This is a genomic window from Flagellimonas lutaonensis, from assembly GCF_000963865.1.
Lineage (GTDB): Bacteria > Bacteroidota > Bacteroidia > Flavobacteriales > Flavobacteriaceae > Flagellimonas_A > Flagellimonas_A lutaonensis.
Genome location: NZ_CP011071.1, coordinates 1,142,848 through 1,168,799 on the forward strand (window position 1 = coordinate 1,142,848; position 25,952 = coordinate 1,168,799).

Sequence of the window (25,952 nt, forward strand, 5' to 3'; positions counted from 1 at the left end):
TACGGCACTGTAAAAGACACAAAACAAATTGTCTTTCCCGATTTATTCGATTTCTATACGGTATGTTGCTCCTGCTCCTTGGCAGAATTATATAGATATCATTTAAAGACCAGTACAAAGTAATTCTTTTTGCCCCGCTGCAGTAAAACAAACTTATCGTTGATAAGGTCGTTCTTGGTGATGGTATGCTGCTGGCCCACTTTCTCTTTGTTTACAGAGATGGCGTTTTGCTTCAATTCCCTGATGGCTTCACCGTTCGATTTCAGAAATCCGGTTTTGGCGGCAAGGGCTGCTACCATATCCAACCCTTCATCAAGAACATCGCCGGAAAGCTCAGCTTGGGGCACCCCTTCAAAAACTTCTAGAAAGGTTTTTTCGTCGAGCTGCTTTAACTGGTCAGATGTCGACTTTCCAAAAAGTATTTCACTGGCCCTTACCGCGTTCTCAAAATCTTGCCGCGAATGCACCATAACGGTAACCTCCTCGGCCAATTTTTTCTGTAGAATTCTTAAGTGGGGTGCTTGGTTGTGTTCGCCCACCAGACTTTCTATTTCTTCTTTGGGCAAGAGGGTGAAAATCTTGATGTACTTTTCGGCATCCTCATCTGAGGTGTTCAGCCAATACTGATAGAATTTATAGGGTGATGTACGGTCGGCATCCAACCAAATATTACCACTTTCTGTCTTACCGAACTTAGATCCGTCTGCTTTGGTTATCAACGGGCAGGTTAGGGCATAGCCCTTGCCTCCATCAATTCTGCGAATAAGCTCTGTGCCGGTAGTGATGTTTCCCCATTGGTCGCTGCCGCCCATTTGTAATGTACAGTCGTATTCTCGATAGAGGTGCAAAAAATCGTAGCCTTGCACCAGCTGGTAGGTAAACTCGGTAAAAGACATGCCTTCTTTTGCGTCTGATGACAATCTTTTTTTCACAGAGTCTTTTGCCATCATATAATTGACGGTTATATGCTTGCCCACATCTCTAATGAAGTCCAGAAAAGAAAAATCCTTCATCCAATCATAATTGTTCACCAAAATCGCCGCATTCTTTTCGTCGCTTTCAAAATCGAGAAAACGGGCCAACTGTTCTTTGATGGCCTCTTGGTTGTGCCGCAACGTCTCTTCATCGAGCAGGTTTCGCTCGGCCGATTTTCCTGAGGGATCGCCAATCATACCGGTGGCGCCTCCCACCAGTGCAACAGGCCTGTGCCCCGCCAGCTGAAAATGTCGCAGCATCATCACACTGACCAAATGGCCAATATGCAACGAATCTGCCGTAGGGTCAATGCCCACATAAGCTGATTGTATGCCACGCAACAGGTGTTCTTCGGTACCGGGCATAACATCATGAAGCATGCCCCTCCATTCCAATTCCTTGACAAAATTCTTCGTCATTTTGAGCTTTTGGTTGAATTCTTGCAAATATAGAATGTTGTGCTACAATTACATCAATATTACCAAGCAATTCGGTACTTTTAGAGCATGGTTTTGGTAACGGGGGGCACAGGTCTTATCGGGTCGCACTTGCTGTTTGAGTTGTTGAAGAACAAACAGCCCGTGCGGGCCATTTATCGCTCTAAGAAGAGCCTTGAAAAGACAGAGAAGGTATTTTCGTACTATTCTGAACATCCCAAACAATTGATGGAAAAAATTGATTGGGTACAAGCCGATCTGCTCGATACTACCCAATTGAATCAAAGCATAAAGGACGTGCAATACGTTTACCATTGTGCCGCCTTGATATCTTTCAATCCCGCCGATTACCAAGAGTTGGTCAAGGTCAATGTGAAGGGTACGGCCAATATTGTCAATGTCTGTCTGGTAAACAGGGTCAAAAAGCTGTGCTACCTAAGTTCGATTGCCGCCTTGGGCACCCAAACAAACGGTACGCCGGTTACCGAGAACACCCCTTGGACGGATAAAAATGCCACGGTGTACGGTCTAACCAAAAGAAGGGCAGAACTAGAGGTATGGAGAGGTACCCAAGAGGGGCTTCCCGCGGTAATTCTAAATCCTGGTGTGGTGCTGGGACCCGGATTTTGGAAAAGTGGCAGCGGCTCCTTTTTTTACTTTGCCTCAAAAGGAAACAAAAAAGCACCCCCCGGGGGCACCGGTTTCGTCTCAATCAATGATGTGGTCAGGGGCTTGATTCAGGCTATGGGGCCGGGCATTTCTAAAGAACGTTTCATCTTTGTCTCTGAGAACCTTACCTATCTAGAGATACTGCAAAGAATCGCCCGCCGATTGGGCAAACCGGTTCCAGAGAAGGAATATGGCAAACTGGCCATCGAGGTTTTCTGGCGGCTTGATTGGGTGCGGTCCAAGCTATTGAACAAAAGAAGGCGACTGGCAAAACAAACCGCAAAGTCTTTGTTTAACAGACAGTACTATAGCAATAAAAAAGCAACGGAATTATTGGAGTTCGAATTTGAGAACCTCGACACGGCGATAGATTTCTGCTGTGAAAAATTTAAGGCTGATTTTCCGGAATTTTTTTAATGGACTTGGCCGAGATGGAAGAATCGCTCCTTTTCTTGGTCACATTCCGAAGGCTATCTGTTTTTTCCTTTCTTGCCTTTTCTAGAATCTTGGCCTGCATTTCCAAACGAGCCTCAACATTTTCATAAATGGCTTGATACTTGAGTGGAAGCGAAGCGTAGTAAAGATCGCTCGAGGCCAACTGTGCACTATCTATACCATGCTTGTTGTAAATAAACCGCATGGCGTCGATATCGTTGGTTCGCAATATGGACTTATTGGTCGATTTGGCGGCCTGTAGTATGGCCAAATCGTACAAAATATCTGTCATTTGCTCCTCGCTTAAAAGGTTTTCTGGTTTTTCAACAACCTTCTCGGCACAAGAACAGCAACACAAAATAACCAATACCCAAATAAATGTTCGTATCATCGGTCAAAAGTCAATCGTTTGGCCTTCTTTTGGTTGGAAAAATTTCCTCTGTCGTACGCCAAATGGCCATTCACGAAGGTACGCATTACTTGGGCATCAAAAATTGTGCCCTCGAAGGGCGACCAACCGCATTTGTACAAAATGTTTTCTTTGGCCACGCTCCAAGGTTCTTTCAGGCTCACCTGAACGAGGTCGGCAAAATACCCTTCGCGCACAAATCCCCTGTTTTCTATTTCGAACAGCTTGGCAGGGTTATGGCACATCTTTTCCACAATTTTTTCCAAAGAAATCTTTCCCACTTTATGGCACTGTAACATGGCCACAAGGGCGTGCTGCACCAGAGGGCCGCCCGAAGGGGCCTTGGTGTAGACATTCTTTTTCTCATCCAAGGTATGGGGCGCGTGGTCGGTGGCCACTACATCAAAACGATCATCGAGCAATGCTTGCCAAAGTTGCTCGCGATCGGTTGCCGTTTTCACCGCCGGGTTCCATTTGATAAGGGTGCCTTTTTTTTCATAATCCCTGTCTGAGAACCAAAGATGGTGTATGCACACCTCAGCGGTGATTTTTTTGTTTTCCAACGGAATATCATTTCTGAACAACTCCGTTTCCGCCCCAGTGGAAATATGGAAAACATGCAAGCGTGCGCCGGTCTTTTTTGCCAGTTCTATCGCCCGCGAAGAAGATAGGTAGCACGCCTCGGCACTGCGTATCAGCGGATGGTATTTAATGGGAATGTCCTCTCCGTATTTCTTCAGATACCGGTCAAGATTTCGCCGTATGGTGCCCTCATCTTCACAATGCGCCGAAATGACCATCTCTGTATTTGAAAAAATCTGCTCGATTACGTGCTCGTCGTCTACCAGCATGTTTCCGGTAGAAGAACCCAAAAAGAGCTTGATACCTGAACAGCTTTTGGAATCTAATCGTTTTATTTCTTCAAGGTTATCGTTGGTGCCCCCAAACTTGAAAGAATAGTTCGCGAACGAATTCTTTGATGCAATCGTAAATTTTTCTTCGAGCTTCTCGATGGTGGTGGTCTGAGGGATTGTATTGGGCTGCTCCATAAAGGAGGTTATACCCCCAGCAATGGCCGCCCTGCTCTCGCTTGCGATATCGCCTTTGTGCGTAAGGCCGGGTTCGCGGAAGTGCACTTGGTCGTCAATCGCCCCAGGCAACAGATAATCGCCTTCTAAATCAATTATTTGGGCGTGGGCATCGGCAATGCCACTGGCAACCTTTTCGATACGCTCATCGACAATAAGAACATCTACTTCGCCTATTGAGCCTTCATTTACAAGCTTGGCATTTTTTAGAAGTATTCTAGCCATTTAAAAATTTCTTTTTTAAGAAAAGGCTTCTCAGCCTCATGCTGATGACCCCGAATATGGCCTCGCGCACGATGGCAGAGGTCATTTTTGAATTTCCTTCGATTCGGTCTGTGAAAATGATACTGACCTCTTCAATCTTGAATTTTTTTAAATAGGCCCTGTACTTCATTTCAATCTGAAAGGCATATCCGATAAACCGTACGGCGTCTAAGTTGATGCTTTCCAAGACCTTTCGTTTGTAGCAGATAAAACCGGCCGTGGGATCGTTGACAGGCATTCCGGTAATCAGTTTGACATAAAACGAGGCCCCATACGATAACAATATGCGTGACAAGGGCCAATTGACCACATTTACCCCTTTCTTGTAGCGTGACCCAATGGCCACATCGGCACCGTTTAAACAGGCCCTGTAAAGTCTCAAAAGATCATTTGGTCGGTGCGAAAAGTCGGCATCCATTTCAAATATGTAGTCATACCCCTTGGCCAAGGCCCATTTGAAGCCATGAATATAGGCAGTGCCCAAACCAGACTTTTCTTTTCTTACCTCCAGAAAAAGTCGTTCAGGGAATTCTTTTTGCATTCCCCTTACCGCAGCCGCCGTACCATCAGGTGAGTTATCATCCACAACCAAAACATGAAAATCTCGTTTTAGATCGAGAACGGTCTTAACGATGGCCTCGATATTCTCAATTTCATTGAAAGTCGGTATGATTACCAGTCCGTCCGCCATTAACAAATTCATTTGAGCCCCAAAAATAGTATTTTATAGTTGCATCCGCCGGGTACATAATTTCATTCAATGCCTTATTTCATAAATTTGCGCCACAAACAAGCCACTGATGACCAAACGTTTTCCGAAACTCTTCATCTATCTACTATCAGCGCTTTTTTTATTGAACATTGTGCAAAGCTTTTTCACAGAGCTGATATATGACGAAGCCTATTATTGGTACTATGCACAGGATTTGGCTTGGGGGTATTTTGATCATCCCCCTATGGTGGCCTTTCTGGCCAAAATTTCCTCCTTTTTCTTTGACGGCGAACTTGGCGTACGCTTTATGGGCTGTATTTTGGGCGTGGGCACCTTTTTGGTTCTCTGGCAACTGATAGCATCAAAGGAGAAGCATAAGTATGTACCGTTTTTTTTCGTGCTGCTTTTTTCGATGCCACTGTTGAATGCCTATGGCTTTTTGACCCTGCCAGACACCCCTCTGTTGTTTTTTACCACCCTCTTTTTGTTGATTTATAAAAAATTTCTCGAGCGGGCCACCATTGGCATATCACTAGCTCTTGGATTGGTCATGGCCGCCTTGATGTACAGCAAGTACCATGCGGTTCTAGTGATACTTTTCGTGTTTCTTTCGAATGTTGCCCTAATTAGAAACAGGTTTGCATGGTTGGCGGTGGCCACGGCCCTTGTTTGCTACTTTCCACATTTCGCATGGCTTTACAACAATGACCTGGTCACTATCAAGTACCATCTGTTTGAGCGCCCCAACCAGCCCTACAGCTTTGAAAAGTTCACCCTTGGTTATATTCTGAACCTGGTTTTGGTTTTCGGGCTATTGTTTCCTTGGGTGTATTGGGCCCTTTTAAAGACCAAAGCCAAAGACCGCTTTAAAAAGGCCTTGCAGTTCTTGGCCTATGGGGTCATTTTGTTCTTTTTTCTATCGAGCTTCAACAGACGGGTACAGACCCAATGGATCATTGTCATCTGCATCCCATTGGCGATTTTGACCTATGAGTATTTTTTGTCGCGGCCTACCCCTAGAAAATGGATCATGCGCTTGGGGTTGACAAGTACCGCCATTCTACTGTTTGCAAGGGTGGGGTTGGTTCATGAGCCATTGTTTCCGGTCGTGTATGAAACACACGGAAACAAAGAATGGGTCAATACCCTGAAAGAAAAGGCCGGAGACATCCCCGTTGTTTTTGAGAACTCTTACAGGCGGGCGCCCATGTATGCGTTCTACTCTGGCAACACCTCCTATTCATTGAATAATTTTCACTACAGGCAAAACCAGTATTCAATAGATGACTCTGAGGAGAAGGTGCAAAACAGGCGGGTGCTCTATGTTACGAAATATGCCAAAAAAGGCGATATATCTTATACAAATGCCCGAGGGACCCTTTTTTATGGGATCTTCATAGACAATTTTAGGTCATACAGAAAGCTACGGTGCCTGGTCGAAGACCTGCCGATAGATCTGCAGCAAGATTCGCTGATGGTAAAAGTGTACAATCCTTACCCGCATGACATCGATTTGGGCAACCTGACATTTCACGTGGCCTACCTAAACGCCCACAAACAGCTCCAAGAATCGAATAAAGTAGCGTTTTCACCCTTGAATGGGGCCATTGATCGTTTGAAATCAAATGATACCACCTATTTTCGCTGTACGTTGAAGAGCCCAACCATGAAGGACATTGAGTATATCAAGTTTGGTATTTCCGAATTTGGACTACGCCCGGGCATCAACAGCAGCAGTTACAAACTTGAGCCATGAACCCAATAGCGCGTACTATAGAACCTGTAGACTGGATGACCATCCTCATATTCTTGGGACTATTATTGCTTGCCTTGGGTAAATATCTGTACCAGACCCGGTTTATGAACTTTCTTATCCTTCCGTTCAACAACAAATACATCTCGCTCTACAATAAAAAGGGACGTTTATTGAGCTGGTTCCATTTATTGATGACCCTTTTTCAGATCATCAACATTTCCCTATTCGCATACTTGGCCCTTAGAACCTTGATGCCCGATCTATTGGCCCGAATGTCCTCGCCCTTTCTTATGATACTAGCCATAACGACACTCCTTCTTTCGATAAAAATAATATTGCAACTGACAAAGGGCTATGTGTTCAATACACAGTCGCTTGTCAAAGAGATCATCTACCACAAATTATCATATTTCAACTACAGCGGACTGATCATGTTTGCCATCAACATCTTCATCATCTACGTTGCAGATAGTCCAAAACATATGATTTATGGTGGTATTTTCTTAATTATGATCATTAACATCATAGGATTGGTCAATATCTTGAAGAACCATCAAAAAGTGATCATTTCCAACGTTTTCTATTTTATTTTGTACCTTTGCACTCTCGAAATTGCACCCTTTGTATTAATTAGCGGTTATCTAAAACACTGATTTTTATGAGAGTAAAAACGATTTTGGTCTCTCAGCCAGAACCGAAAATGGAGAACTCTCCATACTCGAAACTCATCGAAAAAGAAAAGGTTAAGGTCGATTTTAGGCCTTTCATTCATGTTGAGGGTGTTCAAGCGAAAAACGTTCGGCAGCAAAAAATAGACCTCAACAATTTTACGGCCATTATTCTGACAAGTCGAAACTCGGTGGACCATTTTTTCAGAATAGCTGAAGAAATGCGCTTTAAGGTGCCCGATACAATGAAGTATTTCTGCCAATCGGAAGCGGTGGCCTACTACCTTCAAAAATACGTGGTCTATAGAAAGCGCAAGATTTATGTTGGCCAACGCACTTTCAGTGATTTGGTTCCGATGTTCAAAAAATACAAAGACGAAAAGTTTCTATTGCCCTCATCTGATGTGCTGAAACCAGAAATACCAAAAGTACTTGACGAATTGAAGCTGGATTGGAAACGGGGTATCTTCTACAAAACGGTTATCAGCGACCTTTCTGATCTAAGGGATGTGTACTACGATGTTTTGGTGTTTTTCAGTCCTTCGGGCATTGAATCGTTGCTCAAGAACTTTCCTGATTTCAAACAGAACGACACCCGCATTGCGGTTTTTGGCAACAGCACGGTAAAGGCCGCCACCGAGGCGGGCCTCCGTATCGACATCAAGGCCCCAACACCAGAAACGCCTTCGATGACCATGGCTCTGCAGAAGTACATTTCTGATGTCAACAAGCAATAATATCTGCTAAAAGGAAATTAAAAAAAGCCCCGGTCAAACGCCGGGGCTTTTTTGATTTAGAACGCATAGCGCTGCGGGCCACCACGTCGTATCTCTTCATTCGCATACGCTTCAAATTTCTTGAAGTTCTCGCGAAATGCATTTGAAAGTTTAAAGGCTGTCTTGTAGTATGCCTCATCATCGTTCCATGTGGCCCTGGGGCTCAATACAGAGGTGGGCACCCCTGGACACTCACGGGGCTGTGCCACCCCAAAAACCGAGTGAATGTGATAGGTATCATAACTGTAAAGGCCCAAATCGCCGTTCAAGGCCGCTGTGATCATGGCCCGGGTATACTCGAGTTTCATACGGGTGCCCACTCCGTAGGGGCCGCCCGTCCACCCTGTATTGATAAGCCACACATCAACACCCGATTCTTTCATTTTTTTGCTCAGCATCTCAGCATACTTGGTAGGGTGCAAAGGCATGAAGGGCGCCCCGAAACAGGCCGAAAATGAGGGTTGCGGCTCAACCACACCAGCTTCGGTACCCGCCACCTTGGCCGTATAACCCGAAATAAAATGGTAGGCAGCTTGGGCCGGGGTCAATTTAGAAATAGGGGGCAGTACGCCAAATGCATCGGCAGTCAAAAAGAAAATATTCTTTACGTTCTCTCCGATGGATGGCCGTTGGATATTATCGATATGGTAAATGGGATAACTGACCCTGGTATTCTGCGTGATCGAAGCGTCCTCAAAATCTACATTACCTTGGTCATCTAAAATAACATTCTCTAAAATGGCCCCCTTTCTTATGGCCCCATAGATTTCGGGCTCACTTTCTTGCGAAAGGTTGATTACCTTGGCATAACACCCTCCCTCAAAGTTGAACACCGTGTTCTGGGGAGTCCATCCATGCTCATCATCGCCGATGAGCTTTCTGTTGGGATCGGTCGAAAGGGTTGTCTTGCCCGTGCCCGAAAGACCGAAGAAAAGCGCGGTATCGCCATTCTCGCCCACATTGGCCGAACAGTGCATGGGCAGCGTGTTGTGATACACCGGCAGAATAAAGTTGAGGGCAGAAAAAATTCCCTTTTTGATTTCGCCCGTGTATCCGGTACCCCCGACAAGGGCAATCTTTTTGGTGAAGTTGAGAATTGCAAAATTGTGCTGTCGTGTGCCATCAACCTCGGCGTTGGCCCTAAAGCCCGGTGCATTTATGACCGTCCATTCCGGCTCAAAACCCTCGAGCTCATCTTCATCGGGCCTCAAGAACATATTATGGGCAAACATATTGGACCAAGGGTACTCGTTGATTACCCTGACATTGGTTCTATAGGCCGGGTCGGCGCAGACATAACAATCACGCACGAACAATTCCTTGTCATTTAAATAGTTAATGACCTTGTCGTACAAGCGATCAAACTTTTCGGGTTCGAACGGAATGTTGATATTGCCCCACCAAACCTTGTCTTCTGTAACATCATCCCTGACGATAAAACGGTCTTGGGGCGACCGGCCGGTAAACTCACCGGTATTTACGGCAAGCGCACTAAGCGATGTCTCTTGGCCCATACCTTTTTCGATGGTACGGGCATGAAGATCGTCTGATGACAATTGGTAGTGAAAGTTGGAATGGTCGATTCCGTAACCTTTCAACGAAATCGTTTTCGTTTTTTGGGCATTATTAGCCATGAGCATCGATTTTTTTTGATGGTGCAAAGCTAAAAAATGTGTGGTGAATGTTACCAAAAAAAGGCAGAAAGTATCATTTTTTGGCCAAAACGGATATTATGAGATACACCCATCCAGTAATCATAAAGAGCCCCCCGATAGGTGTAATCCATCCTATCTTTCTAAAATCAAAAGCCGTCAGCTTGTTGGTCGCCAAAAAGTAGATGGAAAACGAAAAAAGCACCACACCGATCACAATGGCGTAAAAAACCCATTTCTTGGTATCATCGGCCATCTTTGGCAGCATACTCAAAAACAGTAGAAAAAGGGCTTGGTACATCTGGTAGCGCACCCCTGTTTCAAAAGTACCCAGTTCATCAGCAGTGAGTACCTTTTTGAGACCATGGGCCCCAAAGGCCCCCAGTATAATGGCCAATACCCCCAAAACGAGTCCGGTTACCAAAATTGTTTTGTTCATAACTATAATGGGTTGTTTTTTTAAGAATATAACAATTTGATACCTTCGTATCCGTTACATACAAAAGTACTCAAATCGTATGACGCGTAATATACTGGTTCTTGGTGCTGGCAAATCAACTTCCTATCTACTGGATTATTTTTTGGAAAAATCATCCTCTGAAAACCTGCATATAACCATAGGGGACAAAAACCCGAAAAGTCTCCCCGAGTATATCGGAAACCATCCTAACTGTACCCTTCTGACCCTGGATATCTTAGAGGATCCCGCCAGGGCAGAAGCCATCTCAAAAGCATCCATCGTGGTATCGATGCTCCCTGCCAAACTGCATATAAAGGTGGCTGAAGACTGCCTGACCCTGGGGAAGCATTTGGTGACCGCCTCTTATATCAGCGATGAGCTTCGAAAGCTCGATGCAGAGGTCAAAAAAAAGCGACTGGTGTTCATGAACGAGATAGGTCTTGACCCGGGCATTGACCATATGAGTGCCATGCAGGTCATTGACCGCATACGGGCAAAAGGTGGAAAAATGTTGCTTTTTGAGTCGTTCACTGGTGGGCTGGTGGCACCTGAGAGCGACAACAACCTATGGAACTACAAATTCACCTGGAACCCTAGAAACGTGGTGCTCGCCGGCCAGGGCGGGGCCGCCAAATTTATTCAAGAGGGCACGTACAAGTACATACCGTACCACAAACTGTTCAGGCGTACCGAGTTTTTAGAAATTAAAGGCTACGGTACCTTTGAGGCCTACGCCAACCGTGACTCACTTTGGTATAGAGATGCCTATGGACTTCAAGACGTATTGACCCTGTACCGTGGCACCATGCGAAGAGTGGGCTTTTCAAAGGCTTGGAATATTTTCGTACAGCTGGGCATGACCGATGACAGCTATATAGTCGAAGGGTCCGAAGGAATGTCGTACCGTGAGTTTGTAAACCTTTTTCTGCCGTATTCGCCCACCGATTCGGTAGAGCTAAAGCTACGGCACTACCTTAAAATTGACCAAGATGATATTTTCTGGGAAAAACTGGTAGAACTAGATCTTTTCAATCCTGATAAAAAGATTCCCCTGAAAAATGCCACACCCGCCCAAATGCTACAGTATATTCTGGAGGATAGCTGGACACTTGACGATGGAGACAAAGACATGATCGTGATGTACCATAAGTTCGGTTATGAGTTGGATGGCAAAAAAAAGCAAATAGATGCCAGTATGGTCGTCATCGGCGAAAACAGGACCCATACCGCCATGGCCAAGACTGTAGGTTTGCCCGTGGCCATGGCGACCCTTGACATTTTGAATAGAAAAATAACCACCCCTGGGGTGCAGATACCCATCTCAAAAGAGGTCTACAGACCCATTCTTTCAGAGCTTGCCGAATACGGTATCCGTTTTAATGAGTTCGATGCCCCGTACCTAGGGTACAACCCTGATTCGGTAGCGGGTTAAACCACTACATCTGGATTTCAAACCTATTTGTTCGTATCTTGGTTTCGATTTGATATCTGATATATGAAAAACTCTAACAATCTGATCAAGATTGATGGCATCGACAAAAAGATTTTAAGGTTTTTGATGGAAGATGCCCGAAAGCCCATTCTTGAAATCGCCCGAAATATCGGTATCTCAGGCGCGGCCATTCATCAACGATTGCGAAAATTGGAAGCATCGGGCCTTATTTCGGGTTCTAAATTTGTTATCAACCCCAAAGTATTGGGCTACACTACCATGGCCTACATCGGTATTTTTTTAGACAAGGCCATGTCGAACCCACGTGCCGTAAAAGAGCTTGAAAAGATTCCAGAGGTCTTGGAGTGCCACTATACCACTGGCAATTGGTCTATCCTCATAAAAGTGCTCTGTAAAGACAATGAGCACCTAATGCAGGTGCTAAACAAAAAGATACAACAAATCGAGGGGGTCTCACGAACAGAAACCTTTATCTCGCTCGACCAACAAATCGACCGGCAGATCACCATATAAAAAAACCCACCCGAAAAAGTGGGCATCTAAATACGAAGTATTAATGGTGATATTATTAATCTCTGGCTCCCAAGACTTGTACGGCCCAGTAGATCAATGATGCCAAAGCGCCCAGAGCCGCTACCAAGTAGGTTCGTGCTGCCCATTTTAGGGCATCCTCAGCACCCTTGTACTCTTGCTGTGATACCATATTTTTTTGTTTTAACCATGCCAAGGCCCGGTTACTCGCGTCGTATTCTACCGGTAGTGTAATAAAGCTGAACAATGTGGCGAGGCCCATCATGATCAGTCCGGCAACGGCAATGTAAAAACCGATACCCCCGGTTGCCCCAGTTGCGGCCATTAGCGCAATGCCGCCAAATACGACCCAAGTACTCATATTGGAGGTTACACTGACCACAGGCACCAACTTTGACCGCATGGTCAACCATTCATAGGCCTGCGCATGTTGCACGGCATGCCCACATTCGTGCGCAGCCACCGCAGCAGCAGCAGCATTACGCTGGCTGTAAACCCCTTCGCTCAGGTTCACTGTTTTGTTCTTGGGGTTGTAGTGGTCGGTCAGCATGCCCGGGGTAGAAATTACCTTTACATCGTAGATTCCATGGTCTTCAAGCATTTTTTGGGCAATCTCTGCCCCACTCATACCATTGCGCAATTGCACTTTGGAGTAGTGCCGAAACTTACTCTTTAATTTTGCGCTCACGGCCCAACTTATCAAGGCAATGGCACCAATAAGTATATAATATGTCATCATAATTATTCGCTTTTCTTGGTCTAAAGTTAAAAAGATCATTATTTGATTCGCGCTAATAAAATGCAAAAATCCCGCCAATCGCTTTTTGCCGTCAATGGCTGACAAAATGTCTCCCCTATTTGTAGCGAATTTTCTGAAGCAACATCAAAAGCGCCAGTAGAGCAATGACCGCATTGGCCAAGATGGTGGCCAGACTTTCGTGGTAAACTCCATAGACCAGTCAAAGAATGGACCCCCGATAAAAAAATGAGGTACATGGTAAGCGACAGGTCGACACCATGGTCTTGTGCTTCAACGCCTTATAAACCTGCGGTATAAAGGCCATGGTGGTACACACCGCGGCGATGAGACCTATGATTTCAATAGTGGGCATAATAAATTGCTAATGTAGCGAAGCAACCGGCTTTTCTTCGAGCAAACCACTTTTCTCTGTTCGAAATTTAGCCAACAATGTTCACAATCTTACCCGGCACGACAATGACTTTTTTCGGGGTGCGCCCGTTCAAGTACTCTTTTGTCTTTTCATGGGCCATAACAGCGGCCTCAATTTCCTCTTTGCCCATATCCGATGGCAGTTGCATCTTAAAGCGAAGCTTACCATTGAAAGAGATGGGATATTCTTTGGTGCTTTCAATCAAATATTTTTCCTCGAATTTTGGGAAAGGCGCAAAGGCAATCGATTCTGTATGCCCCAATTTTTCCCAAAGCTCTTCGGCGATATGGGGCGCATAGGGTGACACCAAAACGGCCAGTGGCTCTAGAATGGCCTTGCTTTTGCACTTCTGGGCGCTCAATTCGTTGACACAGATCATAAATGTAGAGACAGAGGTGTTGAAACTGAAGTTCTCAATGTCTTCCTCAACCTTTTTGATGGTCTTGTGCAAGGTTTTCAGGCTCTCTTCAGATGGTGCAACATCCTCAATGTTTTCGTATAATTTCCAAAGTTTTTTTAAGAAGGAATACACCCCTGTAATCCCTGCCGTGTTCCACGGTTTTGATTGCTCCAACGGACCCAAAAACATCTCGTACAATCGCAGCGAATCGGCCCCGTATTCGTCACAGATCGCATCAGGATTCACCACATTGTATTTCGACTTGGACATTTTCTCCACTTCGCGGCCCACAATATACTTGCCCCCTTCCAATACAAACGCTGCATCTTTATAATCTGGTTGCCATTTCTTAAAGCCTTCCACATCCAACTCATCTGAAGCATTGACCAAAGAAACATCTGCATGAAGAGGTATTACATCCTTCTGACCGACCAATCCCTTAGAGTAAAACGTATTGGCTTGGGCATCTTTATAGACAAAAGCACTCATCCCCGTGATCATCCCTTGGTTAATGAGCTTTCTGGCATATTCGTCTTTGGGCACCAGCCCATTGTCGAACATAAATTTTTGCCAAAAACGTGAGTAGAGCAAGTGCCCCGTGGCATGCTCGCTACCACCAATGTAGAGGTCCACGTCTTGCCAGTAGTTGATGGCCTCCTGCGAGAAGATTTCCTCATTATTTCGAGGATCCATATACCGGTTGAAGTACTGTGAACTGCCTGCCCAGCCTGGCATGGTGTTCAACTCCAACGGAAAAACGGTTTTATGGTCAATCAAATCGTTGCTGACCACTTTATTGGCCCCGACATCCCAAGCCCACTCCGTAGCGTTGCCCAAAGGCGGTTCTCCGGTCTCGGTAGGCAAATATTTTTCCACCTCAGGCAATTCTAGGGGCAAATATCGTTCATCAATCATATGGGGAATGCCGTTTGCATCGTAATAGACGGGGAACGGTTCGCCCCAATAGCGTTGGCGGCTGAAGACGGCATCGCGCAAACGATAGTTGACCTTGCCCTTGCCGTGTCCGATCTTTTCCAACTCATCGATAATTTTTCGAAACGCATCTTTATAGGAAAGCCCGTTCAAAAAGTCAGAATTGGCGATGACTGTATTCTCTTTGTCTGAAAAAGCCTCTTCAGAAATATCAACCCCTTCAAAAATATTCGGTATGTCTATGCCAAAGTGCTTTGCAAAATCATAATCGCGCTGATCGCCACAGGGCACGGCCATAACGGCACCGGTTCCATAGCTGGCCAACACGTAGTCGCCAATCCAGATGGGAATGGGCTCTTTGGTGAACGGATGTTCTGCATACGCGCCCGTGAACACCCCTGAAATAGTTTTCACATCGGCCAATCTATCACGCTCTGAACGTTTGGCGGTGGCCTCCACATAGGCCTCGACCGCTGCTTTTTGTTCCGGTGTGGTTATTTGGCCGACCAGTTCGTGCTCAGGGGCCAAGGTCATAAACGATACCCCGAAAAGGGTATCGGGACGGGTGGTAAAAACCTCGATTTGGGCATCGTGGTCTTTGACATTAAAAGTCACCGAAGCCCCTTCGCTTCTACCAATCCAATTGGTCTGCGAATCCTTTAACGGTTGCGGCCAGTCGATGGTATCAAGCCCATCCAATAAACGCTGGGCGTATGCAGTGATGCGCATCATCCACTGCGTCATTTTTTTGCGTACCACAGGGTGGCCGCCCCTTTCGGAAACGCCGTTCACAATTTCATCGTTGGCAAGAACCGTTCCCAAGGCCGGGCACCAGTTGACTTTAGCGTCGGCGAGGTAGGTCAAGCGATATTTCAGCAACATGCGCTGTTTATCGGCTTCTGAGAATTGGTTCCAATCTTCAGCTGAAAAGACAGGCGTATCATCATCACAGGCAGCGTTCACCTTTGAATTGCCTTCCTTCCCAAATCGGGCCACCAATGTATCGATGGGCTCCGCTTTGTCAGTATCATTGTTGTACCAAGAATTGAAGAGTTGGATAAAAACCCACTGCGTCCATTTATAATAGTTAGGATCCGAAGTGCGCACCTCACGGCTCCAATCAAAAGAAAATCCGAGACGGTCCAATTGCTCGCGATACCTGTTGATATTGGCCTCTGTGGTGATGGCGGGATGTTGCCCTGTTTGTATGGCATACTGTTCGGCAGGAAGGCCAAAAGAATCGTACCCCATGGGATGCAGCACGTTATAGCCCTTGTGGCGCTTGTAACGCGCGTAAATATCGCTGGCTATATACCCCAGTGGATGCCCCACGTGCAAGCCGGCCCCAGAGGGGTAAGGAAACATATCCAACACATAATATTTGGGCTTGTCAGAATTATTGTTCGCCTTAAAGGTTTGGTTCTTGGCCCAGTAATCTTGCCACTTCTTCTCTATCCTTCTAAAATCGTAGCTCATCAATCGGTTTGTCTTTAAATTTCGTATGTCATATCGAGCATGGTCGAGATATCAAACAAATCATTCGGTTTCTTGTTCCTTTGAATAACAAAAACAGATTCCATTTGAAGCGCAAAAATAGGGTTAATCCCTTTAAAACCGATTTACTTTTCTATTTTTACACTATCAAATGGTGCTATGAGCCAGTACATTGAACGATATCAACGGCGACGGTTGATTTCCTCCTATTTTTCGGTTGTGTTGAGCATTGGCCTGGTGCTTTTTTTGCTGGGCGTGCTAGGCATGTTGGTGTTGAACACCAAAAAATTGGCCGATCACTTTAAGGAACAGATCACCATTTCGGTTTTTTTGAAAGACAATGCCAAGCCCGTGGAAATCGACCAACTTCAAAAAAGTCTGGCCATGGCCGAATACACCAAATCGGCCGTGTATGTTTCAAAAGAAGATGCAGCCGAACAATACAGTGAGGATATAGGCGAGAATTTTCAAGAGTTTTTGGGGTACAACCCCTTGAAAAACTCGATCGACGTAAACCTGAAGGCCGACTATGTGACCCCAGAACAACTTGTTGAAATAGCCGAGGATCTAGAGGGCAAAACCTATGTGGATGAGGTCAGCTACGACAAGCCCCTGATCGAATTGTTGAACGAGAACGTCAAGAAAATTAGCCTTTGGATACTGATTGCAAGTGCCGTGTTCACAGTAATTGCCGTTTTGTTGATCAACAGCTCTATACGGCTGTCGATCTACTCAAAAAGGTTTATTATCAAGACCATGCAAATGGTCGGGGCCACCAAGACCTTTATACGGCGGCCCTTTGTCTATACCAACATAAAACTGGGCATGCTGGGGGCACTACTGGCCTTGATCGCTCTCGCTGTTCTGCTCTACTATGTGAACAAGAATTTTCCTGAGCTGAACCTGTTTCAAGATGTAACCTTGTTGGCCATATTGTTCGTAGGAGTTTTTGTGTTGGGCATAGCAATCTCATGGATCAGCACCCATTTTGCCACCCAACGCTTTCTCAACCTTAGAACCGACGATCTTTATTACTAACTTTGCGGCATGGGCAAAAAGAACAAACAGGCTCCCAAGCAACAACGGGAGTTTATCTTTGAAAAGAAAAACTACATATTCCTCTTTATTGGACTGGCTTTTATGGCCTTGGGCTTTATTTTGATGAGTGGCGGTGGCAGTGATGACCCAAATGTGTTCAATCCTGATATCTACAGTTTTCGCAGAATCCGTTTGGCCCCGACCTTGGTCCTAATTGGTTTGGGCATACAGATTTATGCCATATTGTTGAATCCGAAGAAAAAGAGCAGATAACTATGGAAACCATTGACGCCATCATTCTTGGCATAATTCAGGGATTGACCGAATTTTTGCCGGTCTCCTCAAGCGGTCATCTAGAACTGGGCAAAGCTATTTTGGGTGCCGATGCACTACCAGAAGAAAGCCTTTTGTTCACAGTGGTTCTGCATTTTGCAACCGCACTCAGTACCATTGTCGTTTTTCGCAAAGATGTGTGGGATATTCTCAAGGGACTCTTTCAGTTCAAATGGAACGAAGAGACCCAATTTGCCGTTAAGATTGTCATTTCAATGGTGCCGGCGGCTTTGGTCGGCTTTTTTCTACAAGATTATATGGAAGTGTTTTTCGACGGCGCCATCATTATTGTGGGCTTTATGCTAATTATAACGGCCATCTTGCTCTATTTGGCAGATTTGGCCAAGACCACTGACAAAGGGGTTACCTTCAAAAATTCATTTGTTATCGGCATGGCGCAGATGGTGGCCATGTTGCCCGGCATCTCGCGAAGTGGGGCAACCATTTCGGCGGCAGTACTGTTGGGCATCGACAAGACCAAATCGTCACGGTTTTCGTTTTTGATGGTCGTCCCGTTGATCATAGGCAAGATGGCCAAAGACGTGCTGGGCGGTGAAATCAATTTTCAGAGTGATGAAACCTTTGCCATGGGAGCAGGCTTTTTGGCTGCTTTCATAGCCGGCCTTGTAGCATGCACTTGGATGATCAAATTGGTACGCCAAAGCAAACTGACCTATTTCGCCATCTATTGCCTGCTAGTAGGGCTTATCGCCATTGGATGGAGTATTTGGGGAGCCCCATGACCCCTTTAGGTAGCAAGGAAGCAAAATGTTCTTATCAATGAACGCTAACAGCAAAGAAGATTTTCTTGAGGGCCAAGTTCTCTTGATAGACAAACCCTATGAATGGAGTTCTTTTCAAGCCCTGAACAAGGTCAAGTGGGCCATGAGAAAAAAATTCAACCTCAACAAAAAGTTCAAAATAGGGCATGCCGGTACGCTAGACCCCTTGGCCACCGGTCTTTTGATAATCTGTACAGGCAGGTTCACCAAAAAGATACCTGAAATACAGGGTCAGGCAAAAGAGTACACCGGCACGTTCACCTTGGGAGCCACCACGCCCTCGTACGATTTGGAGACCGGGGTCGATGCCACATTTCCGACCAGGCATATCGACGAAGCGGCCATAGAAAAAATCATTCCCGGTTTTATGGGCAAAATTCAACAGATACCGCCCCTCTTTTCTGCCCTAAAAAAAGATGGCAAACGGCTGTACGAACTGGCCCGCGAGGGCAAATCGGTCGAAATAAAGGCGAGGACCATCGAAATCCATGATTTTGAGATAACCCGTTTCGCCATGCCTGAAGTTGATTTTAGGGTGGTCTGCAGTAAGGGCACCTACATTCGCTCATTGGCGCACGATTTTGGCAAAGCCCTTGGTTCTGGCTCATATTTATCGGCCTTGAGAAGAACCAAAATAGGTGATTACAACGTAAATAAAGCGGTAACCCCAGAAGCATTTGCCCAGCATATTGCCCAGATTGGCTAAATTTTTGCGGTTTGCTTTTCTGTACAGAATAAAATATTTTGTAAAAAAAGGGGTTATTATATCACTATGGACTTGAATAGGAAGCAGTTATCGCTATTGATCACCATCTTCTCGATGTCAATCATCGTACTGGTGGCCTATAGTATACGTCTGGGTGCCAAGCAAGAAGATGAATATGTCATAGAGATGGCCCTTAGTGAAGAAGACCTGGAAGAACTGCTCAAGGAAGAAGAACAGCGATTGGAAGAGATTGCGCAGAACGACCCCATAAAAACCCACAGGGCTTTCAACGAGACCGCCAAACCCAGTGTGGCAAATCCCGAACCATTGAAAACCCTTGAGGAACTATTGGAAGAGCGTGACATGAGTGAAAGCCCAAAAGATTTTCTCAGTGGTGACGAAGGGTTTGCGGCCAACTTGAAAGAGCTTGCCAAAAAAAGGGAAGAGAACAAAGAAAAGCTTTCTGAACTCGAGGCCCAAAAAAAGGAATATACGCAGAACCTATCGGAACGGAGAACCACTATCTCATTTTCTTTGGTTGACAGAAATTCATACGAACTGCCGCCGCCGATATACACCTGCATTCGCGGAGGAAAAGTGGTGGTCAACATAGAAGTGGACGAGCATGGATATGTAACGGATGCCAGTTTTAATGAAAAAAGCTCGAACACCCGTGATTATTGCCTAATAGACAATGCCATAACCTATGCATTGAAGGCAAGGTTCAGCCCCCACCAACGGAAATCACAGATTGGCACCATTACCTACCTATTCCAAGGCAAGCAATCGCAGTAGATCGGCCAGTATATTTTGCCCTTTGTCCTTGTTATACCAAAGTTGTAGGTCTTGCTTAAATTCGGGGGTAAGCTTACCGTAGGTTGCCTTGTAATCTTCCACCATTTTGGTGGCAACTGTTGGTCTGGGGCCCCAGGTTCCAACTATCTTATCAGCTTCCACGTCAACGGCAATCAACTTCGGAATCGACAATGTGCCGCTTGTCAGAAACCGTTCCATAAGCTCAAGATGTTCATCCCTAAGAATAATCTTTAATTCTAGATTGGGCGCCTGTTCCGCTATTTTGTTCATTACCGGAAGCGCGTGTGCCGCATCGCCGCACCAGCTTTCTGTCAAGACCAGCCAAAGTACTTTTCTGTTGAGTTTTTTGATGGTTTCGACTGCTTCGGCAGGTAATTTGAAGGTCTTGTCCCATCGGGACATGCGACGGTCGTTCAACTTGGTGTACTCTATGAGAGATTCCGTCTGTTGTGGGCCTGTAGTGGCGCCGTTGGCCGCAAGCTGCGAAACCGCTTGACGGTAGGTACCGTATTCAACGGCCATATCCAAACTATCTTGAACCAGTTCGAAATCGGTTTTGATCAGTGCAGTATCTGTATTTGACATCCTTGATTTTTATTTGCAAAGCTATGGTCGCAACCCATTATAAAAACTGACATTTATCAATGGCTGATACGTCTTTTTTTGACCATGCCGCCCTTGGTATCGTTGATACTGTTCATGACCACAAAGGCATTTGGATCAATTTTGGCAAGCTCCATGTTGATTTTGCGGATCTCTAAACGGGTTATGACGGTATAAATGACATCGTACTCGTTACGTTCGCCCTCTTTGCCAAATCCGCCCGCCGCCTTGTATATGGTAAGTCCGCGGCCCATCTTTTCCGTTATCATCTGTCTGATTTCCTCACTTCTATGTGAAATAATGGTCACCCCCGTGTACTCTTCAATGCCATCGACCACAAAATCCAAGGTTTTGGAAGCGGACAGATAGGTGAGCATAGAATACAGGGCTACCTCAATTGAAAGCAAGTAAGCTGCAGCCAAGAAAATCACAATATTGATGAGAATGATGATATCACCTATTTTGGTACCCAACTTTTTACTGAGGAAAATGGCCAAAACCTCTGTGCCATCTAGAACCCCACCACCACGAATGGAAAGGCCAATGCCCGCCCCGAGGAAGAACCCCCCAAATACCGACACCAGTAGCTTGTCTTGGGTTACTTCTGGAAATCGTATCAATGTCAGTACCAATGCGAGTCCCAAGATGGCCAATACTGCCTTGATTACGAACTGCCTGCCAATAACGCGAAAACCAAGAATCAAAAAGGGAATGTTGACCAAGATGATCAAAAGGGCAAGCGGTATGTTGGTCAACTCGGTAACCAGTAACGAGATACCGGTAGCCCCACCGTCGATAAACCCATTCGGCAGCAAAAAACTTTCTAGGCCAAAGGCAGCGGCAAATATGCCTGTTATAATGAAAAAAAAGTCTTTAATGAAGGAGTGTACGGTTACCCTGAACCGTCTTGACCTGAACAGTCGCCTGTATTGTACTATGTTTCTTTCTGCCATAAACGAATATTACAGGTTTTCAGGGTTTATTGCAAGACTTTTGAACAATTTTGCTTTGGTTGTATAGTATTTGTTCTGTACCTCATTTTGTTTCAGCTCTGCATCGATCAACTTGCTTTCGCGTGAGTTTATCAAGAAAAGAGAACTCTCGCCAAAACTGAACTTACGTTCTTCGGCTGCCAATAGGGTGCTGTAATCGCCAACAATATCGTTTATCAACCTATTCTGCTCATTGTACGAATCAAGTTCAAAATAGATGGCCAAAACCTTATTCTGTATTTCTACGGCTGCATTGTCACGTTCGAACTGGGCGTCTTGAAGTTTAAATTTTGCCAACTTCAGTTCGCCCCTCTCTTTTCTGAGAAACAAGGGAAACTGAAAACTGATACCTCCTTTGTATTCTTGCGTGTTGAATGAATTGATCTGGTCTGGGGTTTCTGTCAAAAAATTGTACTCCACATCTATTTTGGGCAACAGCTTGTTTGCCTTTAACCGCTTATCAACGGCCAAACCCTCGATCTTAAAATTGAGTGAGCGCAGTTTGGGGTGGTTCTCAAGGGTAAAACTATCCAATGGCTTTCCCATTATCTCAAGGGTCGTGTCTATTTCTTGGTCAATGTCTGTGTCTGGTATAACATTGGGCTGAAGCTCAACGGGCACATCCTCAATCCAAAGAAAATTGGAGAGTTCCAGTGATTTCTTGCGCAATTTCACCTTGGCCTGCTCAAGGCCCAAGGCCCTGTTTTGTAAGGCTATCTTTGCCTCTACCGTGTCTATTGCGGCGACATCGCCTGCCAATGCACTTTGCTTGACCCCGTTAAAACGGGTCTTTGCATTGACCAAAAAATTTCTAAAGATTTCCGCATCTTTATATGCCTGCAGCCAATCAAAATAAGCCAACGAAGCCCTATAGAGCACCTCGTTCACCAACAGATCTTGGTCGGCCTTTGACTGTTCCCTAAAGAATTTCGCCTTTTTCAAGGTGGCCATTCGCTCGTTGATCCAAAAGCCCTGCCCAAGAGACATTGAAACCCCGGCACTGTACAGCCCATCGATCGGCACATTTTCATCGGGATTGATGAAATCGCCCTGGTTCTGCTCGAAGTTTCCCTTCAGTTCGATTCCGAAGTAGGTGGGTATCTTAAAGGTCGCATTTAGCCTGTCCCAATACTCGGTCTCTTTGAACTCTTTGCGCTCATAGTCAACCTCGATCTTTGGGTCAAAACCTCCCCTAGCCCGCATGAGGTTGGCCTGGCCCATACTAATGGCGAGTTGGGCCTGCTTGGCTATGGGATGGTATTTTTTTACATAGCCCAAATATTCGTCAAATCCCAGCACCAAGGTATCTTGTTGTGCGGATATGACTGTAGTGATCAAAAGGAAAAACAATACGCGGTATGTTCTCATGATCATTTCTTTTGGCTATTGGCCGTGTTGTTTTCTGGTTGATAATAATTGGGTGGAAATCCGTTCAATTGCCTCCAAATCTCAAACCAAATAGGTACGTCTTCCAACAAGGCTATGGTATAGGCACCTGAGCCCACCCGAAGGTCTTGTGGCCATGGTTGGTCTTCGGGATCGGGGGCGAGCAAGATCCGGTATTTGCCATTTTCACTGATGAATGTTTCTATCGCAACCACAACGCCACCGTAGGTGCCATACGAGAGGTTGGGCCATCCGCTAAATACTATAGCCGGCCAACCATCGAACTGAATACGTACCTTTTCGCCCAAATGCAGTAGGGGCAGGTCAATGGGGTCTACATAGGTCTCAACTGCCATATCAAAATCTGCCGGCATAATGCCCACTAAATGCTCACCTTCTTTAAAAGTTACCCCGATACCTCCCTGAATGGCCTTATTGATGTAACCACTCAGTGGGGCCCTTATGTAATACATATCGTTACGGATTGAATAATTGGTGAACTCGTTCTCGAGTTTGGTGACCTGGGCCTCTGAATCAAATTGATTTGACTGTGCCGTGAACATATCACTTCTTGCCTTCGAAATCTTGTCGGTATACTCGGCCTGTACGCGATTGATCTCTACCTGTGCGTTTATTACCTCGTTCTCGCTGGCAAGCAGCTTGTTTTCTTGTGAAATCAGCTTGGCCTGGGCCTCTTGCAGCTTCAACCGTTTTTCTTCGACATCGGTTACGGCCTTCAACCCTTCCGATTGTAGTTGCACTACCCGATCATATTGCCGTTGGGCGATGGTGATATTGGTTTTTGCCGCCTCAAGGTCAATGCTATCACTTTGAACTTTTAGTTTGGCCTGCATCAGTTTGTTCTTGGCCTGTTCCAATTTCAATGTACGCTCATTTGCCAGGGCATTGATCTGTGTGTTCAAAGCCTTGACCTTTTCTTGATAAGAGGTAACGGCCATTTCTTTTGCCTTTATCTGTTGGCCTGTACGCTCGACGAGTTGTGGGTCAAAATACTCGTTCTTGATTTCTGAAATATGTAGTATGGTATCGCCTTTCTCCACAAAATCACCCTCACGCACGTACCATTTCTCGATTCGCCCGGGAATGGGCGACTGAATCGTCTGGGGTCGCTGGTCTGGGGTCAAGGTAGTAAGGTAGCCCTTGCCCGTAACGTTCTGCGTCCATGGCAAGAACAAGATGATGAAACAGATTATGGCAAAAGCGAGCAGAAATTTGTTGAAGTAGGTATAATAACGCCTGGGAAATACCTTCTGTGCAGCCTTAAACCGCATCAGGTCAACTTTCTGGTTTAACTTGTTATGGGTAATGTTAAGCATGGTTTCCTGCAATTTCTTTTATTAATCTTCCATTTTCCATAGTGATGATTCGACCACATTTTTTGGTCCACCTTGGGTTTTCACTTACCACAATAAGGGCCCACCCATTGTCGGGGTCGGTCAAAAAGTCAATGATCTCATCGGCCTCTTCCCTATTGAATTGGTCAAGAGGATCCTTTAGAATCAATAGCTTGGGCTTTCTAACAATACTTCTTGCCAAAACTATCTTCTTTGAGATGGTATATGGAATCTGTTTCCCCTCAGGATAGAGTATGGTTTTCAAACCTTTGGGCTGTTCTTTTACAAAGGCTGTGAGCTTGGTCTTTTCCAAGGCCCAGTAAATATCTTCTTGCGGAATGCTTTTGTCGCCAAATGTTATGTTGTCCAAAATAGTGCCCTCGAACGGGGATTCTTCAGAAAGTGATTGCCCAATATGTGAACGGTAGTGGTTTAGGTTAACGCCCTTCAACGACACATCGTTCACAAAAATATCGCCTGAATCCGGTTCTAAAATACCGGCGATCAACCGCAGCAAGGTTGATTTACCAGAACCGCTGGGGCCCTGCAACAGTATGGTGCACGAGGGGGTAATGTTCAAAGAGAAATCGTTTACAATAATTTTCTTCCTTTCAGGCACCTTGTAGGTAACGTGGTTGAGCTCAAGATGAAAGCCCTCGTTCTCTTTAAAGGGTCTTTCACCCTCGGGCGATTCCAGTTTTTTGTCAACCACCTGCCCCAGTTTCTCGAGCGAAGTAAGCAGGTCGTAGAATGTTTCCAGCCCAAGAATGAGCTTTTCGACCGAATTGATGACCAATAGAATAATGATCTCGGCGGCAACAAATTGCCCAATGTTCATTTCTTGGTTCAACACCAGTAGGCCACCTATCAAAAGAAGGCCAGCGGTGACCAACACCTTGAACCCGATCATGTGGATAAACTGTAATATCAAGATCTTGAAATGGCTTTCACGGGCATCAAGATAATCGACCACAAGGGCATCGTTCTTGTCTATGGCATGAGAGGTCTTGCCCGACAGTTTAAAACTGATTATAGACCGGGCAATCTCTTGGATCCAATGGGCCACACGATATTTGTGCATTGATTCTTCCAAGCTTGTCTCGAGCCCCCTTTTAGCGGTAAACTTGAAGACCACATAGATCAGCAGCAGCAGAAGCAGACCGTAGATGATAAAAAATGGGTGGTAGAACGAAAGCAGCAACAGGCCGAATATGATCTGCAAAAGGGCTGCGGGAAAATCTATCAAAATCTTCGAAAGGCTTTTTTGAATTGTCAGTGTATCGAAGAAACGGTTGGCCAACTCAGGCGGATAGTAATTGCTCAACTCGCTCATCTTGATCTTTGGAAAACGATAGGCAAACTCAAAAGAGGAACGGGTAAATATTTTTTGCTGCACGTTTTCAATGATGCGTATCTGCATCAATTGCAGCAGACCTACAAAGGCGACACCCAAGGTAACCAAAATTACCAGTACAATCCACGAGGTGCTCACTTGGGCACCCTGTATGAGGTTGATGATGGCCTGTATGCCCAAGGGGAGCGACAAGTTCACCAAGCCAGCAAAAATCGCATAATAAAAAACTTGAAAAATGTCCTTTTTGTCCAGCTTCAAAAGCCCCATAAGCCGTTGCCATGAGGTCATCATATTTTGCGCCAT

25 protein-coding genes are annotated in these 25,952 nt (G+C 45.5%); 11 read left to right on the forward strand and 14 right to left on the reverse strand.

All coding sequences use genetic code 11. From position 1 onward, the window contains the following. Window positions 1–98: 98 nt before the first annotated feature. A complete protein-coding gene (tyrS, locus tag VC82_RS05315) occupies window positions 99–1,394 on the reverse strand; it encodes a tyrosine--tRNA ligase (RefSeq protein WP_045803272.1) in 1,296 nt (431 codons plus the stop codon). 87 nt (window positions 1,395–1,481) lie between these two features. On the opposite strand from tyrS, the gene VC82_RS05320 reads away from it, so the two are divergent. Beyond that, window positions 1,482–2,498 carry an NAD-dependent epimerase/dehydratase family protein gene (locus VC82_RS05320; protein ID WP_045801443.1) on the forward strand — a complete coding sequence of 339 codons (1,017 nt, stop codon included), beginning with the start codon at window positions 1,482–1,484 and terminating at the stop codon, window positions 2,496–2,498. Here the strand turns inward: VC82_RS05320 and VC82_RS05325 are convergent. The 3 genes from VC82_RS05325 to VC82_RS05335 are packed head-to-tail and all read right to left on the reverse strand — an operon-like array spanning window position 2,470 to window position 4,968. Next, window positions 2,470–2,907 (reverse strand): DUF4296 domain-containing protein, encoded by a 438-nt coding sequence (locus VC82_RS05325; RefSeq protein ID WP_045801444.1) that lies wholly within the window; start codon window positions 2,905–2,907, stop codon window positions 2,470–2,472. The two genes, VC82_RS05320 and VC82_RS05325, sit on opposite strands and share 29 nt — an antisense overlap. Continuing rightward, the gene (locus tag VC82_RS05330; protein WP_045801445.1) at window positions 2,904–4,238 is read right to left on the reverse strand and encodes a dihydroorotase; all 1,335 of its coding nucleotides are present in this window, start codon (window positions 4,236–4,238) and stop codon (window positions 2,904–2,906) included. The genes VC82_RS05325 and VC82_RS05330 overlap by 4 nt, the downstream gene beginning before the upstream one ends. Continuing rightward, window positions 4,231–4,968: a polyprenol monophosphomannose synthase gene (locus VC82_RS05335; RefSeq protein WP_045801446.1), complete on the reverse strand. Its 738-nt coding sequence runs from the start codon at window positions 4,966–4,968 to the stop codon at window positions 4,231–4,233. The genes VC82_RS05330 and VC82_RS05335 overlap by 8 nt, the downstream gene beginning before the upstream one ends. Before the next feature lie 109 nt (window positions 4,969–5,077). Here VC82_RS05335 and VC82_RS05340 point away from each other — a divergent pair, with 109 nt between their 5' ends. Genes VC82_RS05340 through VC82_RS05350 form a run of 3 tightly spaced genes read left to right on the forward strand, consistent with a single transcriptional unit; the run spans window position 5,078 to window position 8,150 of the window. Next, window positions 5,078–6,745, forward strand: coding sequence for an ArnT family glycosyltransferase (locus VC82_RS05340; protein WP_045801447.1), 1,668 nt, complete (start codon window positions 5,078–5,080; stop codon window positions 6,743–6,745). Then, the gene (locus VC82_RS05345) at window positions 6,742–7,398 is read left to right on the forward strand and encodes a DUF4271 domain-containing protein (protein WP_045801448.1); all 657 of its coding nucleotides are present in this window, start codon (window positions 6,742–6,744) and stop codon (window positions 7,396–7,398) included. The genes VC82_RS05340 and VC82_RS05345 overlap by 4 nt, the downstream gene beginning before the upstream one ends. A gap of 5 nt (window positions 7,399–7,403) precedes the next feature. Next, the gene (locus VC82_RS05350) at window positions 7,404–8,150 is read left to right on the forward strand and encodes a uroporphyrinogen-III synthase (RefSeq protein WP_045801449.1); all 747 of its coding nucleotides are present in this window, start codon (window positions 7,404–7,406) and stop codon (window positions 8,148–8,150) included. A gap of 56 nt (window positions 8,151–8,206) precedes the next feature. Here VC82_RS05350 and pckA read toward each other — a convergent pair whose 3' ends face one another. After that, complete coding sequence (gene pckA / locus VC82_RS05355) at window positions 8,207–9,823, reverse strand: phosphoenolpyruvate carboxykinase (ATP) (protein ID WP_045803273.1); 1,617 nt, start codon at window positions 9,821–9,823, stop codon at window positions 8,207–8,209. Window positions 9,824–9,896: 73 nt separating this feature from the next. Further along, window positions 9,897–10,280, reverse strand: a complete 384-nt coding sequence (locus VC82_RS05360) for a DUF423 domain-containing protein (protein WP_045801450.1) — start codon at window positions 10,278–10,280, stop codon at window positions 9,897–9,899. A 79-nt stretch (window positions 10,281–10,359) separates the two neighbouring features. Here VC82_RS05360 and VC82_RS05365 point away from each other — a divergent pair, with 79 nt between their 5' ends. After that, the gene (locus tag VC82_RS05365) at window positions 10,360–11,733 is read left to right on the forward strand and encodes a saccharopine dehydrogenase family protein (protein WP_045801451.1); all 1,374 of its coding nucleotides are present in this window, start codon (window positions 10,360–10,362) and stop codon (window positions 11,731–11,733) included. A 63-nt stretch (window positions 11,734–11,796) separates the two neighbouring features. Then, window positions 11,797–12,267: an Lrp/AsnC ligand binding domain-containing protein gene (locus VC82_RS05370; RefSeq protein WP_045801452.1), complete on the forward strand. Its 471-nt coding sequence runs from the start codon at window positions 11,797–11,799 to the stop codon at window positions 12,265–12,267. 55 nt (window positions 12,268–12,322) lie between these two features. On the opposite strand, the gene VC82_RS05375 is transcribed toward VC82_RS05370, so the two are convergent. The 3 genes from VC82_RS05375 to leuS form a co-directional block, all read right to left on the reverse strand. Then, window positions 12,323–13,024, reverse strand: a complete 702-nt coding sequence (locus VC82_RS05375) for a zinc metallopeptidase (protein WP_045803274.1) — start codon at window positions 13,022–13,024, stop codon at window positions 12,323–12,325. Window positions 13,025–13,244: 220 nt separating this feature from the next. Then, window positions 13,245–13,397, reverse strand: coding sequence for a PQ-loop domain-containing transporter (locus tag VC82_RS15950; protein ID WP_084598167.1), 153 nt, complete (start codon window positions 13,395–13,397; stop codon window positions 13,245–13,247). A gap of 67 nt (window positions 13,398–13,464) precedes the next feature. Then, window positions 13,465–16,266, reverse strand: coding sequence for a leucine--tRNA ligase (gene leuS / locus VC82_RS05380; RefSeq protein ID WP_045801453.1), 2,802 nt, complete (start codon window positions 16,264–16,266; stop codon window positions 13,465–13,467). A gap of 177 nt (window positions 16,267–16,443) precedes the next feature. On the opposite strand from leuS, the gene VC82_RS05385 reads away from it, so the two are divergent. The 5 genes from VC82_RS05385 (at window position 16,444) to VC82_RS05405 (ending at window position 19,938) form a co-directional block, all read left to right on the forward strand. Then, window positions 16,444–17,322, forward strand: coding sequence for a cell division protein FtsX (locus VC82_RS05385; protein ID WP_045801454.1), 879 nt, complete (start codon window positions 16,444–16,446; stop codon window positions 17,320–17,322). Between the two features lie 9 nt (window positions 17,323–17,331). Continuing rightward, window positions 17,332–17,595 (forward strand): DUF3098 domain-containing protein, encoded by a 264-nt coding sequence (locus tag VC82_RS05390; protein ID WP_045801455.1) that lies wholly within the window; start codon window positions 17,332–17,334, stop codon window positions 17,593–17,595. Window positions 17,596–17,597: 2 nt separating this feature from the next. Further along, the gene (locus tag VC82_RS05395) at window positions 17,598–18,398 is read left to right on the forward strand and encodes an undecaprenyl-diphosphate phosphatase (RefSeq protein WP_045801456.1); all 801 of its coding nucleotides are present in this window, start codon (window positions 17,598–17,600) and stop codon (window positions 18,396–18,398) included. Window positions 18,399–18,435: 37 nt separating this feature from the next. Then, entirely contained in the window at window positions 18,436–19,143 is a 708-nt protein-coding gene (gene truB / locus VC82_RS05400; RefSeq protein ID WP_045801457.1) for a tRNA pseudouridine(55) synthase TruB, read from the forward strand. 66 nt (window positions 19,144–19,209) lie between these two features. Beyond that, entirely contained in the window at window positions 19,210–19,938 is a 729-nt protein-coding gene (locus VC82_RS05405; protein ID WP_045801458.1) for an energy transducer TonB family protein, read from the forward strand. Here the strand turns inward: VC82_RS05405 and VC82_RS05410 are convergent. Genes VC82_RS05410 through VC82_RS05430 form a run of 5 tightly spaced genes read right to left on the reverse strand, consistent with a single transcriptional unit; the run spans window position 19,912 to window position 25,952 of the window. Next, window positions 19,912–20,544, reverse strand: coding sequence for a thioredoxin family protein (locus VC82_RS05410; RefSeq protein ID WP_045801459.1), 633 nt, complete (start codon window positions 20,542–20,544; stop codon window positions 19,912–19,914). The two genes, VC82_RS05405 and VC82_RS05410, sit on opposite strands and share 27 nt — an antisense overlap. A 56-nt stretch (window positions 20,545–20,600) precedes the next feature. Next, entirely contained in the window at window positions 20,601–21,515 is a 915-nt protein-coding gene (locus tag VC82_RS05415) for a YitT family protein (protein WP_045801460.1), read from the reverse strand. Window positions 21,516–21,524: 9 nt separating this feature from the next. Then, complete coding sequence (locus VC82_RS05420; RefSeq protein WP_045803275.1) at window positions 21,525–22,922, reverse strand: TolC family protein; 1,398 nt, start codon at window positions 22,920–22,922, stop codon at window positions 21,525–21,527. A gap of 2 nt (window positions 22,923–22,924) precedes the next feature. Continuing rightward, window positions 22,925–24,277, reverse strand: coding sequence for an HlyD family secretion protein (locus VC82_RS05425; protein WP_045801461.1), 1,353 nt, complete (start codon window positions 24,275–24,277; stop codon window positions 22,925–22,927). Continuing rightward, window positions 24,270–25,952 carry a peptidase domain-containing ABC transporter gene (locus VC82_RS05430; protein ID WP_045801462.1) on the reverse strand — a complete coding sequence of 561 codons (1,683 nt, stop codon included), beginning with the start codon at window positions 25,950–25,952 and terminating at the stop codon, window positions 24,270–24,272. Before VC82_RS05430 ends, VC82_RS05425 begins: the two co-directional genes overlap by 8 nt.